This window comes from Microbulbifer variabilis (assembly GCF_052467165.1).
Map to the genome: position 1 here is coordinate 4,199,242 of NZ_CP174301.1, position 16,116 is coordinate 4,215,357.

Consider the following 16,116-nt stretch of genomic DNA (forward strand, 5'->3'; position numbering starts at 1 on the left):
GTGACTGCATTTTAAACCTTCATCCAAGTCGGAAAAGACACAAATACGGCCTAAACAGACATTTAATACTCCTAACTCATAAAGATCGTAAAACCTTAATATCAAATACTTCACTGGCTTTGATGGTGGCTTTCATGACGATGTGGTCTTAAGGAGAGATGGAAGTCTACTGCTTTTAGGCAGTTCGATTATTTACTGCCGTTAATGAAATAGATTATTTCACCTAAGAATTTTAAAGTTGAATGTAAAAGCCTTACGAGAAAGTAAATAATCTGAATCTCAACCTGAGAGCGATACTTGTTTTATTGGCTTCACTTGGATTATGCCAAAGATGATACATCAACAAATAAGCCCTATTAAATTCCAACTTGAAACGCACCTGAAATTTCCTCTAGCCACATAAATAGATTAAGTTTCACCTGAGTCATGCTTCAATCACTTCGTCGTCTAAATAGATAGGCATCTAGAGCCATGTACTATAGATATTTCCTACCTTACGCTATACTCGGGCTTATTCGTCGAGATGTACCATTTTTTCTCAAACTGTAGCCAAACGAGTATGAGCCTTTCTTCTATTGCTATAGCCCTGCTTGCAACCAGTGCAACGCCAGATACCTGCACCGATGGTATAGCGCTCGCTAGAGGCGTAGCTGCTATTACTTATGAATACCCTTGGCAAAGCGCCAATAAGAAAGACTATCTGGTGCGTAACTATCCACGTATGTATTTGATAGTCCCAAAAAAGCTCGACAAGAAATTGAAAGAAGGGGGTTCCCCCACTGCTACAGTCAATAAGCAAAATTGCCAAGTAATTAACGTTTACCTCGCCCGCTAACTCATTAATCTGATCCCAGCCTCCCCAATCACTGTTCTGGGGAGGCTTATTTAAATATTCTTATCCTTGCTTACTGTACACCAAGGTATTATTGGTCTCATCACACTCTTCGACCATTTCCTTATAGTCGGCTGTGACTTCTAGATGCGCATCTGGATCAAACACCCAATAGCCCAAAGTAAAAACCAGTGTCACAGTTGCTCCCGGAGCAATAACCGGCGTAGCCTGAACATCATTTGCCAGAGTATCTGGGTCTATCAATCGGGCAAAACTGGCTATAGAAGCCGATGCGCCGACATTGGTGATATCCACGGTTATCACCGACTGGCCCGATCCGCCATCCCAAACTGGATCATATATTTTACTCACCACTAAGTCCGGCTTGTCGCAAACACACAAGCACATATAATGATCATCCTCTTTCACTCCAAAAGGCGTACCGACATAACAGTTGGTTTTATCATCAAATTGATTTCCATAGAGCCAATGGGAAAGCGGATCATTAATCGGCTTTTCAATAATTTCCGGATCTCGCGTAATTTTACAAACGTTAGTGCGCTCAAATTCCTCAGTCATATCCTTAGTCATTTCTGATTCTGGCACACCTCCCACCCAGATCGAACAGGTTCTACGACAGGTCAAAGGACCTTGACCCTGCCAAAAGTTGGGATACCAACCCGCCTCGTAGTTCTGCATACTCAGATCCTGGATTGGATCTGCATAACTAACAGTTGCCAAGGACCAAGTTAATCCTAAAGCCAAAAGAGCTAATAAATGCCTCAACATATCATCCTCCCTAAGAAATATTAATATCAAAAAATATGCTCAATCAATAACTGGTAAGAGTTTCAGGATTACTTGATGAGCAAACCGATTTTAAGAAGGCATTTATAAAATTCTATGTACTATCGAAAAATAATGGCGTAGTTTCAATTCATGTATAAGCACTGTAAGGATATATTTCTAGTGGAATAGCTCCTGATAGCCTGCTTATAATTCAAAAACAAATAATTTAAAGATATTTACTTCGATCGAAATAAGCGGTACAACTCTTTAAACGAGCCAAAAACAGTTACTGGCGCTAAACTACTCACATACAGACTCACTTCAACTAACCCTACCCACCCAACAAAAATACTTAGGGGAAAAGAATAGAAAACAACGTATTATAGAAATACAAGCTAAATTAATCTTATTTGTTGATTTTTTTATATACTAATTTCAAAAGCATCAAATTTTAGAGCAAAATATAACCCCAAACTCAGGCGAATTGATGATTCCCTTAGCAACAGTCATTCCAAAGCAATCACAGAAAGTACTGCAATAGATTTTCCCAGGATTACTATTTTCTTATAAGTGTATTCTGTTTTTTATATCATCGTTCTATGATAAAGGAGCGTTAACGTTGAAAGCCAATTCGTTATTTTCAATATTTAAAGTTCAGCAAGAGTATATAGGGCTGTCAGGGTTGCACCAAATATCAACAATACAGGATACAAAATACCTAATGCCCAATATTTCATCAGAGTTATAATCCAACCCTGCTGGTAAATCCGTTTTTGCATAAGCAGAAGGTAAATAGGTATCCATAAGATAAGTGCTACCAGGGTCCAATTACATAAAGTATCAATCAAACTGTTGTTAGTTAGCCAATCTTGAAGATCTCCCAGTAAAGTCACCAGCAACAATACAAAACAAATAAAGGCATGACTATGAAGAGCGACTATCAGATGCTCCATATAGAGGCGGCGCTTAAAGAGATAAATTACCCAAAGCATTAGTGCAAAGAGTGGCACCAAAATAAGTAACGTAGAGGGAAGAGAACCCAGAAACGCCTTTTTAAAGCGGTTTGGGTCATCGGAGACTCGTGCAATATTGTCTTGTGCCCTGGCAACCTCTTTATCAAGCCAATTCGTGAACCCCTCCGGTAAACCATCAATTTCTAAAAAATCCCGATCTACTTCGGTAATTGCGTGTTTTAACCCCGAGGTAACCTCAGCTTTCGTTAATTTCTCCGGCTCACTTGTTCCACTTTCAATAGTGGCTGCCTCATCCTGCAACGCCTCAGTATCATCCGTCAAATTTAGTTGAACTTTATTCAGCTCAGCTAAAAGTTCTGGATTATTAGCATTAGCTAACTTTGCCTGCTCCACTGTATCCAGGGCGTCATTTACTTTTTTTTCAGCAATATTAACTGCCTCTTTCGAGCTACTACTATCAGCACCGAAGTTGATACTCCAGTCGCTACTCATACGCACTACAAAGAATGTAGTTACGCACAAAAAAATAAACAGACGTACAGGACTGACATAACGTACCCTGCGACCTGCAAAGTATTCAGCGGTTAGAAAGCCAGGCTTAAAAAGAAGGGGTGGCAGGGTTTTCCAGATACGGGAGTCTAATGCTAGCAGGGTGTCAAAAAGGTCTCCTATTATAGAGGAAAAGTGCCGAACCATCCCCTTAATAGGTTGGCCACAGGAGTAGCAGTGTGGCCCCAGTAATTCAGTCTGGCAGTTGGCGCAACGGATCTGCTTCACCGAGTTCGTTTCTGTTACCCCAGAGGTACTCATTTACATCTCCCCTTTTATTTTCTTACCAGAGCGCGGATAGTATTACAAAATTCTTTGTTGCTGGTTAACTAGCCACTGGATATTAATCACACTGGATTCAACAAAACACTGGACCACCAGCTGTGCCAATTTCATCAGTCCCAAATAGAAAAACGCGCCTTATAATAGACGCGTTTTTCTACTGTCTCTGTAATCGTTTTGTGCGGTAATAAGAGTCAATTTTCCTGTAAAAAGCGCGCGATAGTGCGTAAGCCGTGGCCCTTGGCACCAGTGGCCCAAAGATCATTAGCTGCTGGCTGGTAGGAACCGGATAAATCCATATGAACCCAGTTGCGGCCTTCATTGGGCACAAAGCGAGCCAGGAAAGCCGCTGCGGTGGAGGCGCCTGGACTGCCATCAATACCGATATTGGATATATCCGCAAAGCTGGAGGGAGTCTGCTCCAGATGGAAATTTTCTAAAGGTAACCGCCAGGCTTTTTCGTTTTCCTGAGCTGCAGCATCCAGGACTTTTCGGGCCATTTCATCCTCAAAACTGAATACGGAATTAAAATCACGTCCCACAGCCATTTTCGCAGCACCCGTCAGGGTAGCAGCATCTAGCAGCCAGCGCGGTTGCTCCTCAGAGGCCGCGATTAGTCCATCGGCGAGTACCAGACGCCCTTCGGCATCGGTATTCAGTACTTCCACAGTGACATCATTTTTGTATTTAATGATATCGCCCAGCTTGAAAGCATGACCGGATACCAGATTTTCAGCACAGCATAAGTACATCTTCACCCGCTTGTTCAAACCGCGAGCAATAGCCAGAGCGAGGCCACCAGTGACCATGGCGGCACCACCCATATCAGACTTCATGGTGGCCATGTTACTTGACGGTTTAATACTGTAGCCACCGGAGTCGAAAGTAATGCCTTTGCCCACCAAACAGGTATCTACCGGCGCAGTATCCTCTCCGGTTGGGTTGTAGTCCACCTGAAGCATCACCGGTTCACGCACACTACCACGGCCCACGTTATGGATACCCACAAAGCCCTCGCGCAGCAGATCATCTCCCGCAACAATCCGGTAGCTTAAGGCCTGAGGGGCGAGTTTTTGCAACATTTCAGCAGCACTTTCTGCCAGTACACGGGGAGAGACATCATCCGGTGTGCCGTTTGTAATCTCGCGTACCCAACGTGCGGCACTCTCGCGGGCAGCCAGTTCTTTTATCTCTTCGTCATCCTCTGAGCCCCAATGGATAGTCTTGGTTACCTTGGGATTGAAATAACCAGCCCAAAAGGCCCAGCGGCTTTCGATATCCCAGCCGTCGCCACTCAGGGCAACTTCGGTTACTCCCATGCCATCCAGCCGGCGAGCTGCACGTTGTGCAGCTACCAAAGAGGCACCATTGCTTGCGCCAATATGGATAAAAGCATCGCCACCAGTAAAACTCAAAAGCGCAGAATCGCTCCACGGATCACCTGCCTTACCTTCAACCAACTGAACGCGCATAGCTTTTGTCATACAACACCTTTCTTGAAACCTTTATGCCAATTTTTTTGCAGTTCTTTTTACATTCTAACAGTACGTCAAAAATACTCGACGACTACGCCACTATCCCAACGATAAATTTCTCAAAGAGTATTACTACCGTCTTCTTCTCTCCACACAATATTAAATAGGCCTAATAAAGCAACCGAGCTTTATCTCGCCATGGAATCCACTCTAGTGTAAAAAGCTGGGAATTTGTCACGCCCTGCTCCAATTGCTCTATCAACAACACAGTTACCAACTGGTGGCACAAATGCTAAATAGCCTTCACAAGGAAAATATCCACAACTGGATGCTGTTTATTTGCTACTCACCAAGCACACAGCCAGTGGAAAGTTTTGAGTAACGCAGAAACCACAAACTGATCGATCTGACAGAAGAGATCACCAGTGCTTTAAAGCCTTATTCCACAGATATAGGCAGCGGGCAAATCCATTGTAAGCTTTGTTGAGTCCCCAACGCACTCCTGGAACCTTGGACACTTTTGCTTTCCAATGCTCGCCAGGGGAGTTCTCCCAAATTGTAATAAACGCCTCGAAACCAACCTGTAGCCTCCCTTGTGTATCAATCACGTGCAAACGCTCACGCACAGACTCTAGGTCCACATTGAGCTCTTCTACCTTGGCATTATCCAGATGTACATCTTCCCAGGCTACTTCACAGGTAGTCAGCTTTTTCTTTTGAGCACTAATACCCGCATTGCACACTGGGCAGGCGGAATTATAGAAAACACGAATCTTGGCGGTCATGAGGAAAGAAATCGGTCAATTTACCTGGGTTTCTCGATATCATCGTGACTTACCAGCTCCCAGGGCAGCCCTTTATTGCGGTAAATCCTCTTACTTTTATTGGGGTAGTCGGCCACATCATGATCCAGGCGCTGGCCCACTACAATACAGCGCAAGGTCTCAGTGCCGGTATTTTTCATTGCATGTGGCAGTCCACCAGCCGGATAACCAATAAAATCCCCTTCCGATACCCCGTATACCTTCTCACCAATTTGAACTTGCGCCTGACCTTGCAGGATATAAACACACTCATCCTCGAATTGATGGCAGTGAAATTCCGTAGACTCATAACCCGGTTCTATTTCAATAACATGAAATCCAAAACCGGTAATTCCGGTCATATCTCCGAGAGATTTATTGCGGCGCACGGCATTTGGATTGAGGAAGTGCACCTTCTTTTCGCCTTCCATTTCCAGAATTTCTTCATTCTTAAGAATATTTTTACTCATGCTTTTCCTTAACCTATCCAATCTTTTACTGGTGACCTAAAAATTGTGCTCTCCCTACCAAATTTAAAAGGTCGCTACTAGGACTGCCCCTGTATCTCCACTGCCTGGGTTAATTCTTTCATTTTCCGCGCACTGCCTTCCTCTCCCATACGCCGGTAATAATTTACCAGGGCCAAACCGAGCTTGGGTATTAATGGGTGCTGTACCCCCTGTGAAATTAGTCTCTGAAGCAGCTCCTCCAACCACGGCCAGTTTTTAGCTTCCGCAGCGCGGCGTGCCATTAACAGGCACGCTTTAGAGCTCAATGCGTGAGGTTGTTGAGTAGCCTGCAAATAGCTGCGATATCCATCTGCCAGGACATAAGTATCAATCCGCGAATTGGCCGCCTGGGAAAATAGTGCCAGGTTGGCGCGGTGGTAGGCCTCACTATCCGGGGAAACAGCGGTCAGTTCTATATAGCGCAGGAGGAGCGGCAAAAAATCCGGGTACTGCCGCACCGCAGCGGCCGCAGCGTCGGCGGCCTCCAACAATTTGCCCTCCTCCTGAAAGCGATCGATACGAGTGAGAGCACTTTTTTGTGGCGACGGCAGTTCTTCCTCTTCTTCTGGCATAACCCGAACTGGCGGACGCCAGTAAATCAACATTAGCGCCAAGGCAAAACCAGCCAAAAGGCCACCGGTATGAGCCCAGTAAGCAATACCGGCATCTCCGTAGAGATAGCCGAAAATTTCCTTGCCGAGCCACAAGGGCAATACCATTAGTGCCGGGGCACTGAATTCGCCAAACATAAAGCCAACAGTGTAGAAAAAACGCAGGCGCCGCACTCCGTAGATAGCGACAAACATTCCCATAATCGCCGACACGGCTCCAGAAGCACCGACCATTGGCACATAGCTACCAGCCTCCACCAGCATATGTAAGCCAGCAGCGGCCAGGCCCCCAAGCAAATAGAGTGTGATAAACCAGAGCCCGCCAAGCGCCAGCTCTACCGACAAACCAAATAGCAGCAGGAAAATCATATTGCCGATAAGATGATCCCAACTTCCGTGCAGGAACATATGCCCAAACATGCCTCCAATACTCGGCTCCGCCGGTGTTAGGCCCAAGGCCATACTGCTGATACGATCACGTAACCCGGCAAAGTGCTCGCGCTGCTGCAGCCACAGGGTTTGCCCTTCCAGCTCTAATTTAGGTAACAGCCAGTGGTGAAACTCCGGATTCCACAGCAGCTCCCGGTAGACAAACTCCTCGCCTTCCGCATCCATCTGTAGGCGCCATTCGGGATGCATTTCATCGACATACATCAGAAAACGCTGCTCCTCCAGATCCGGAAGATCACTGGCAAAATAGTAATCTTCAGCCTCCAGCCAACGAGCTTCATCACCGCCTTGGTAAAACATAAATACCAGTAAATTTGCGAGTATCAACGCAAAGCACATCAACGGCGGGCGACGCCAGTCCGGCTTATTCTCGATAGGGATGATCAGCACGGGCGTTTCCTTGTTACTATTGCTCGAGCGCCCGGTAGCAAAACGCAGCAATACAAAGTGAATTGGACGGGGCCGATTGTCACATCGGCCGCAGGGAAAATACTACGCATATTCGCCGAGGCTGAATACCCGCCGCGGTGCTATTGGGCTATTTCCGAGCCGCTCGGCCAATAATGGCCGGTACATCCCAGCTGCGCAGGTGTAGGTCCCGCTGTGGAAAAGGCACCTCGATCCCCTTCTCGCGAAACTCTCTCAACAACTCCAGGTTATAAAGCGCGTATGAGTCCCCCAAAGAAGTGACCATATTGCTGTTTACCCACACGACCAGCTTGAAGTTCAGCGAGTTATCACCGAACTCCATCAACCAAACCTCGGTTTTGCGTTTCCAGTCGGTGTGGGTGATATTGACCCGGTCAGCGGCCTCCAGCGCTGCTTCACGTACCAGGTCTGGATCTGAGGAATAAGAAACACCAAAAGGCACATGGATACGCCGCACCGGATCATCCAGGGTATGGTTGATTACACGACCGGCAACAAATTCGGTGTTAGGCACCAGGATATCCACATTGTCCCGAGTGGTAATACGGGTAGAACGCACGTTGATGTCGCGAATCCGACCAAAGACACCAGACTCCAGCTCCACCAAATCCCCCACCTTCAAGGGCCGTTCGAACAACAAAATAAGCCCGGAAATAAAATTGGAGAAAATGGCTTGCAAACCAAAACCAATACCTACGGAGAGCGCACCAGCCACCAGCGCTAGCTTGGATGTATCCAGCCCAAGCATACTCAATACAATAACAAGGGCGACTGCAACAAAGGTGTAGTGCAACACCCTGCTCAGGTTATACATGGAGGATTCGCTGGCATGCTCCCTGCGCACCAGGCGGCGCAGGAAAGCCCTGGTCAGCACCGACAGGAGCCAGGCACACACCAAGACAAATATCATCTTGGCAATCAGGCGCAGGGTAATCGGGTTTTGTGCGATGGTAAATAACTGGTAATCAGCCAACGTGCGCCAGCGCTTGTATACCTGGCGGGCAGCCAGAGAGACACGCTCACGCACTGTGGCCCACCAACCCTGGCGCTCGCGGTAAACTTCCAGCTGTGCTTTTTCATAGCGCTGGATATCCTGTTCCAGGTCGTTGGCCCGAGCCAAACCACTGCCGATCCGTTCAAAATAATTCCACCAGCGACTGAGGTCCTCGCTCTCATCTTCGCCCCGCCAGGCCACCACTTGGCGTTGACGGATAGCGAGTTCCCGCGACGTAGCATCAATCACTGTATTTGCATTCTCCAAGAGTTCCCTGCTGACAATTAACGGGCGCTCCTCTGCCGCCGGGTCCAGTACGGTGTTAATAGACTGCAGCAATTCGCTCTTGCGCTTGCCGAGGTGCTCCTCCAGCAGATCCACCTCAAGTTGCATCAGGGTGAGATCTTTTTTCATATTGGTATCGGGGTCGGTGGAGGGCTCGGTGGTACTCTGTATACTGGTACGGGTTGCGGCTATACGCTCAATTTTCTTATCTGTATCAGCAATAGCTTTTTCGAGTTCCTTGGCATCTTTTTCGCTGAATTGCAGATCGTCGAGCATGCGTCGCAGCTTGCTTTCAGCCAGTTCAATTTTCTCCTGCCAAGTACCGAGGAAATCATTCACTGTCGCCAGCTGCTCAATAATATTGAGGTGATTAATCTGGGCCAGCAGCAGTGCTTGCGCCGCTTCATCTTCCTCCTTGCCTTTGGCATCGCGCAGTACAATCACCTGCCTGCGCAACTGCGACAGGGACTGGGAGCGGGTATCCCGCAGCTGCCGCGCCTCCAGCTGTACCCCACTCAAACGTCGCCGCCCACGACTGATTGCCGAGTCCGCTCTGGCCCAGTCGAGTACTGTCGGATTTTCCGGGAATTTCACCTCCGGCATCAGTTCTACTTTTAAATATTCCTGACGCTTCTTCCAGGTTATCTCTATCCCATCCAGGCTTTGGGAAATTTTCTTCGCGCCTTTTTGTAGTGCTTCGTCGTCTTCCGGTAACTCTCCTTCCCACTCAGACCAAGCAGTTTGCAATGCGTCCAACCACTCGCGTCGCTGCTCCGGTGAGGCATTGCTCCATCCCGTCCACCAATCCGCGGAAGGTTCAGCAAAGTCGGGAATTTCCGGTTTAAATTCCTTCGGCTTCGATCCAGGCAGTTGTGCACTTGCGGGCAGAGAGAATAGCGCGACAACAATGAGGAGAGTAAAGAGAGAAAGCAGGCGAAGCTGCGGGCATTCAGTGAAATTCTTTCGAAGGAGGGAGAAACCGCCAGCGCCCGCCATAGATTACATCTGTCCGTGGAGAAACAATCGCGAGGAAGAAAATATGCCCCCTCGAGGGCATATATTTCAGTGTAGTCGAGAGCGACCAGGCTCCCGGGACAGACGGCTCAAAGCGGTATCAATAACGTCTACGACCATACTTACGCATACAATTGAGGTACTGCCTGCGATAGGCGCGCGAGCTGATCACTGACACCCTGCCGGGCTGGTGCATACTTCTCACAAGATTGGCGGCCCTGGCCTTACAAAACAGTTCCCTGCGGCCGATGTTACGATCCGAACTGCGCAAACTGCGCAGCTGACTAACACGCCGGGGAGATTCATACTTGGGTGGGTAGGCTCGCTGATAGATTTCCACCTGGCGTGCGAGGGGATTGCGATTGTAATTGCGCCAGTTAGCTGGCGGTGTGACTACGACAAATTGGTTGTCCTGCGGGTCAAACTCAAAAAAGGTGCCATTGCCCGCCCGCCGGTAGTCCTTTCCATTTAGGAAAAATGAAGTACCCGTAGGTACTTCCGGCACCCTAGCTCCCAGAGGCGGTTCCACTCGGGTATACCCATCCGGCCCCTGGCGATAGAAGTATCCACCCACGTAGAAATAAATCTCATCATTGGCTTCAACAAGGCGCGCCCCATCCGGCAGGCGCTCCACCTGCGTTTCCGCTAGGGGTGCTGAGGTAATAGTCATTAACAGCAGCGCAAACAGGAAACGCATGAGACACCTCGACGAGCAATTAAGTGTCGCAGAAGTGTATTGTCAGAGAACACTGTTCCCCAATTTATTTAAATAAAACTATGACCGTAAAACTGGTCAGCTATCCCCCTCAATACTGGTACCATCCTCATCACGTACCACCTCTGAGAGTATCTTCACTTCCTGCCCCGGCTGCAGGCGCTCAGCACCGCGAACAATCACCCGGTCACCACTATCGAGGTCACCATAAACGGCTATCCACTCTCCATCACCGCTACCAATACGGACCGACAAGCGCTCCGCTTTATCCTCATCGCCCACGCGGAATACAAAGGTGTCACCATTACGCAGAACCAGAGCGTCCCGCGGCACCACCATAGTCGCGCGGGCTTCGGCCAGGGGCACAGCGACCTGGACCGGCATTCCTACAATCCAGTCCCACTGTTGTGGTGCGCTCTGCGGTAACTTCACCAGCAGCTTCACCCGCCGCGAATTATCACTGGCCACGGGTACAAACTGGCGCACCTGGCCAGTGAAAACCTGGTCGCTGGTGCGCTCTCCTTCAGAGCGAGATACCGCATCACTGCGCACGGCTATGGTATCGCCAGCAGCGATCAACGGCAGAGCGGCTAGCGGGATATCCGCTTCCACTTCGAGTTGCGACATATCCAGGGCGCGCAATAACTCGGAACCAGTGCGCACATACTCCCCTGCCTGTAATTCACGGCTCGCCACCAAAGTATCAAAAGGCGCATCAATTTTGGTTTTGGAGAGTTCGTAAGCTCGCCTGTCTCTTTCAATTTGCGCAGCCAGCAGATCCTGGGCCATTGCCTCGCGCTCGGCGTGCTGTTCCTCCAGCGCCGAGCGCGAAGTACTATTGGTTTCCGCCAGCTTGCTCAACCGCTGCAGCTGGGCATCCATATAAGTGAGGCGTGCCTGCAATTGCGCTATCCGGCTCTCGCTGTTACGTAATTGAAGGCGCCAGTGCGTAGCATCCAGCTGTGCCAGGCGCTGGCCTTTTTTCACCAGGCTGCCCGGCTCGGCGACAAATTCCAGCACGCCATCCAATTCAGAGGAAATCAGGATATCGCGACGACTCACCACCTCCCCGGCAGACCATTGGCTCGGCACCACTTCACGGGTTTGCGCCCTATCGACAGTGACTGCCACTGCCCCGCCCTGAGCCAAAACCGGCTCGGCGATGAGCAGGGACAAGGCGGCCCCGGCTAAAAACTTTCTCATTGGGAACTCCTCACAGCCAATCTTTGGCGCAGGCGGGTAAATTGCGGTAGTGGCACACGCCCGGTCTGCAGCAGCGCCGGCAACAATATCAAGGTAAATAGGGTACTGACTGCCATGCCGCCGACGATCACCGCAGCCAGCCCGCGATAGATCACACTGCCCTCACCCGGCGCGACCAGCAGGGGTAACATACCGAACACACTGGTCAGGGTACTCATAAAGATCGGGCGCAGACGCAGGCGCAATGCCTGCTCTACTGCCTCTACCCGGCTAGCGCCGGCATCTTCCGCAGCACGGGTCTGGTGCACCAGCAGAATGGCATTGTTCACTACCAGGCCCAGCAAAATAACGAAGCCAATCATGGTGAGAAGATCGAGAGGCTGGAAGCCAATTAAATTCAGGAATTGTAGAGCCAACACTCCACCCACCGTGGCAAGTGGCACGGTGAGCAAAACCAGCCCAGCATCACGCAAAGAGCGGAATAAGGCACTCATCAACAGGAATAGAATCAACAACGCCAAAACAAAATTCTGTGACAGGGATACCAGGGCCTTATCCAGATCACTGGCATTACCACCCACCAGAATACTGCCATCATCCGGCAGAGCCTCGCGGATTTGTGGCAGCACTTCCGCCTCCAGCTGCGCGCGAACTTCCTCCAGGGACACATCATCGGGCGGCACAATATTCAATGTAATAGTGCGGCGACCATCCACCCTGCGCAGGTTGCCCGGACCCACAGTGCGCTCAACATTGGCAAGCTGGTTGAGCGGCACTACCTCACCGCGGGGCGTGACCAGCGGGGTATTCTGCAACTGCTCCGGGGTGCTCCAGGGCTGTGCCTTGAAAATCACATCCAGACGTTTTTCCCCGTCAAAATATTCGCCCACGTAGAGACCATTACCCAGGGTGCGAATCAAGCTGCCCATATCCTGACGGTTCCAGCCCTGCTCCAGCATTGCACGGTCGTTCGGGCGCACAGTTAGCTCAGGTTCCGATAAAGAAAGCCCCGGATTGGTCTGCACCGGTGTGCCCGGCATCACCTCTTCCATGACTTCCACACCACGGGCGGCGGCACGCATCAGGCCATCGGCATCGCGCGACTGTAAGTGCAAAGCTATCCGGCGATCTCCACCGAATTGGCCAAACAGATTGCCGCGGGCAGCAAATCCCTGAAAATCGGGAATATCCACCAGGATTTCCTCACGCAGCAGCCGCTCCATCTCCTTGGCCTGGTCCATATCCTTAACGCGCACACCCATGGTGCCGCCATTGGGCCAGGAAATAATGTAATAGTTCTTCAGGGCCGGCTCCCGCTCACCACTCATATAAGGTGCCATGCGCCGGTCCAGCTCATTGACGATTTCCTTTTCGATTGTTTTGGTGTTGGTGGACGAAGGGAAATTCATCCACACATCCACCGCATCCCTTTTTACCGGGGGTAAATAATCGAGGTTTGGTAAAAGAAAATATGTCGCGGCAACAGGTACCAACAGGAAGCCACCTATGACCTGCCAGCGACGAGCGCGAGTGCTGGTTAGTGCCATTACCTGGGAAGTGATTTTTCCCCAAACGCGCGCCAGGCGATCCTCGCTGGAAATAGGGGGCAGCCAAAGCTTCGCCGCCAATGGCACTATTGCCACAGCGGCCAGTAGGGAAAACACCACTGCCACGGCAATAGTCAGAGCCAGGTCCCCAAATACCTGCCCTTCGACACTATTGAGGAAAAATACCGGCAGGAAGATCGCCACAGTTGTTGCTGTGCTCGCCAACAGTGCTCCCCAAACCTGCCCGGCTCCCTGCTCTGATGACTCCTCGGGGCCGAGGCCTTTTTCCCGTAGACGCACAATATTTTCCAGCACCACAATCGCGGCATCGAGCACCATACCTGTGGCAAAGGCGAGGCCGGCGAGGGAGATGACATTCACACTGCGTCCGGCAGCGGACAGCACTACAAAGGTCGAGAGCAGGGAAATAGGGATCGCCGCCGCAACAATCAGGGTGGCACGCATACGCCGCAAAAACCACCAAAGCACCCCTACCGCCAGCAGTATACCCAGTATCAGATTGCCGCCGAGCAAATTCAGGGCGCGGTAAACAAACACCGAGGCATCGAAGGACTGCACCAGCACCAGCTGTTCGTTTTTCAGTTTGGTTTCGTTCAGCTCCGCAACTTTCCGCTTTACCAGCTCCAGTGTGGCAAGCATATTTGCGTCGTTGGTGCGGTTAATGCGCATAGATACCGCAGGATTGCCGTTCTGCGTTGTAACCCCACGGGACTCAGACGGTCCAACCCGCACCTCGGCAATATCGCCGAGTCGCACCGGTTGGCCATCGCGCCACTCCAGCACCAGCTCAGATAAATCGGCCGGCTCATATTCACCGACAAAACGCAATGTGTAGCGGCGACGCCCCACATCGGTAAATCCACCAGAGACGTCCCGCGCCGAGGCCAGCTGACGGCTGATCGCCGGCAACTGAATGCCCAGCTCAGCCGCTTTCCAGGGGTCAAAAATGACTTGCAGCTCCTCCTGTGCGGCGCGACCGGACTGAGCTTCCACACTGGAAACACCCGGTACAGACTCCAGCTCCGGCCGCAGTACATCCTCAATCAGACCTGCATAGTCATCGAGGTGATTGGCGTTACCAGGCAGTTTTTGCAAAAAGAAATAGGTGAGAGCGGTGGCATCGCCGCCCCATCCTCCAAGCATAACCCTCGGCGGCTCCGCATCCCGCGGCAGTGGCGGCAGGCTGCTCATACGACTGATCACATCGATCAGCACCTTATCCATATCGGTGCCCATGGTGAATTCCAGGTTCACCCAGGCGCCGCCTCGACCTGCATTCACCTCCATGGTTTCCAGGCCAGTGAGGCCCTGCAGTACCGATTCGATAGGCTCGACTATTTCCGCCTCTACCTCTTTCGGCGCGGCGGCACGCCAGCCAGCTTGGATGGCAATACGGGGGTTTTCTATATCGGGGAAAAGCTGTACCGGCAGGCGACTGGCAAGAAAAGCTCCCAGTAATACAGCCAATACCACAGCCACGCCGGCTGCGGCGGGGTTTTTCAAAGCGACTCTCGTCAGCGCCATTCCATAGGCCCTTGTTTTTTAGTTATAAATACAGAATAAGACGGAGCTTCCCGCCCCTGTTTACTGATTTCCGAAAAAACCATGCAGCTTTTTACACAGACTTCATGCTTTTGGGCTCACACTATTGCTGCACTGTCCTATACCGCGTAATTCATCCGGAAAGAGCTTGCCGGACCAACCAGTGTGAAGGCTAATGCAATAAAAACGGCAAACAAGAGACTTGCGATCAAGTGCCGGGAATTATCGATCAGGCCACATCCGATATTTTCCAATGATGTGGCCCACAGGAAAGTTAAAGGAAGTGCTGCACTTTGCTCTTGTAGCTGCGGCTCATTTTCAGGCACTCACCATTATCCAAAACCAAATGGTATTCCCCATTTATATGCGCTCTAATTTCGCGCACGCGGCTCAAATTCACAATTGTGGAGCGGTGGATACGCTGAAATAGTTTAGGGTCCAGTTGTTGCTCCAATTCTTTCATAGTGATACGCATGACATGGGTTTCACCCTGAGCGTGTACACACATGTAATCCCCGGCAGCATCAATCCAGTCAATCTCACGCGCTGGGACCAGGGTGATTTTCCCCGAATCCTTAACTGCAATTTTGTCTGGATAGGCACTACCGGCAAACTGGCCACTCACCAGCTTTTGCTCTAAGGCCTCCGGAGACTCCTTGGTTAAATCCGCCACAGCCTCCAGCAATTGCTCACGCTGGATGGCAATATCTGCAGTGGACATTTTCTCGCGAGCGCGCGCCAGCGCCAACGCTAAACGCTCCTCTTCAATGGGCTTTAACACATAGTCCACTGCATTAACTTCAAACGCCTCTACAGCGTACTGATCGTAAGCAGTGACAAACACCACTTGCGGCAACTTCTCTAAAGGAATCTGTTGCACAAGCTGCAGGCCATTGATACCCGGCATCTGGATATCCACAAAAGCCACATCGGGCCCGAATTCGAGAATTTTTTCCAGGGCATCTCGGCCATTACCACTCTCTGCGACCACTTTTACACCAGGCATCTGCTCCAAGCGCAGCCGCAGGCCACGGCGGGCCAGGGGTTCGTCATCGACAATAATTGCGGTCAGGTTTTCAACTGCACTCATCT

Annotated in this window: 12 protein-coding genes and 1 pseudogene; 1 reads left to right on the top strand and 12 read right to left on the bottom strand. The window is 50.4% G+C overall.

The features are described 5' to 3' along the window. The first annotated feature begins 559 nt into the window (after positions 1–559). Positions 560–835, top strand: coding sequence for a hypothetical protein (locus tag ACJJIP_RS18790; RefSeq protein WP_020411543.1), 276 nt, complete (start codon positions 560–562; stop codon positions 833–835). Positions 836–895: 60 nt separating this feature from the next. Here the strand turns inward: ACJJIP_RS18790 and ACJJIP_RS18795 are convergent, their stop codons facing one another. The 12 genes and pseudogenes from ACJJIP_RS18795 to ACJJIP_RS18850 all read right to left on the bottom strand — a co-directional run bounded on the left by ACJJIP_RS18795 (position 896) and on the right by ACJJIP_RS18850 (position 16,114). Next, positions 896–1,531, bottom strand: a complete 636-nt coding sequence (locus ACJJIP_RS18795) for a CARDB domain-containing protein (protein ID WP_444945777.1) — start codon at positions 1,529–1,531, stop codon at positions 896–898. A 737-nt stretch (positions 1,532–2,268) separates the two neighbouring features. Then, positions 2,269–3,087, bottom strand: a complete 819-nt coding sequence (locus tag ACJJIP_RS18800; RefSeq protein WP_444946945.1) for a hypothetical protein — start codon at positions 3,085–3,087, stop codon at positions 2,269–2,271. Positions 3,088–3,111: 24 nt separating this feature from the next. Further along, positions 3,112–3,405: pseudogene (locus tag ACJJIP_RS18805) on the bottom strand (DUF3667 domain-containing protein); the annotation flags it as partial. 215 nt (positions 3,406–3,620) lie between these two features. Further along, positions 3,621–4,910 carry an aminopeptidase PepB gene (gene pepB, locus ACJJIP_RS18810; protein WP_020411546.1) on the bottom strand — a complete coding sequence of 430 codons (1,290 nt, stop codon included), beginning with the start codon at positions 4,908–4,910 and terminating at the stop codon, positions 3,621–3,623. Positions 4,911–5,320: 410 nt separating this feature from the next. Further along, entirely contained in the window at positions 5,321–5,686 is a 366-nt protein-coding gene (locus ACJJIP_RS18815) for a thiol-disulfide oxidoreductase DCC family protein (RefSeq protein WP_020411547.1), read from the bottom strand. Between the two features lie 20 nt (positions 5,687–5,706). Continuing rightward, the gene (locus ACJJIP_RS18820) at positions 5,707–6,174 is read right to left on the bottom strand and encodes a cupin domain-containing protein (RefSeq protein ID WP_444945778.1); all 468 of its coding nucleotides are present in this window, start codon (positions 6,172–6,174) and stop codon (positions 5,707–5,709) included. A gap of 77 nt (positions 6,175–6,251) precedes the next feature. Then, positions 6,252–7,664 (bottom strand): rhomboid family intramembrane serine protease, encoded by a 1,413-nt coding sequence (locus ACJJIP_RS18825; RefSeq protein ID WP_444945779.1) that lies wholly within the window; start codon positions 7,662–7,664, stop codon positions 6,252–6,254. 148 nt (positions 7,665–7,812) lie between these two features. Beyond that, positions 7,813–9,978 carry a mechanosensitive ion channel domain-containing protein gene (locus tag ACJJIP_RS18830; RefSeq protein WP_020411550.1) on the bottom strand — a complete coding sequence of 722 codons (2,166 nt, stop codon included), beginning with the start codon at positions 9,976–9,978 and terminating at the stop codon, positions 7,813–7,815. Positions 9,979–10,096: 118 nt separating this feature from the next. Beyond that, positions 10,097–10,693, bottom strand: a complete 597-nt coding sequence (locus ACJJIP_RS18835) for a DUF6515 family protein (protein WP_444945780.1) — start codon at positions 10,691–10,693, stop codon at positions 10,097–10,099. Between the two features lie 96 nt (positions 10,694–10,789). Further along, positions 10,790–11,914 (bottom strand): efflux RND transporter periplasmic adaptor subunit, encoded by a 1,125-nt coding sequence (locus ACJJIP_RS18840; protein WP_444945781.1) that lies wholly within the window; start codon positions 11,912–11,914, stop codon positions 10,790–10,792. Further along, positions 11,911–15,006, bottom strand: coding sequence for an efflux RND transporter permease subunit (locus ACJJIP_RS18845; protein WP_020411553.1), 3,096 nt, complete (start codon positions 15,004–15,006; stop codon positions 11,911–11,913). Before ACJJIP_RS18845 ends, ACJJIP_RS18840 begins: the two co-directional genes overlap by 4 nt. Positions 15,007–15,298: 292 nt before the next feature. Beyond that, positions 15,299–16,114: a LytR/AlgR family response regulator transcription factor gene (locus ACJJIP_RS18850; RefSeq protein ID WP_020411554.1), complete on the bottom strand. Its 816-nt coding sequence runs from the start codon at positions 16,112–16,114 to the stop codon at positions 15,299–15,301. Positions 16,115–16,116 lie beyond the last annotated feature (2 nt).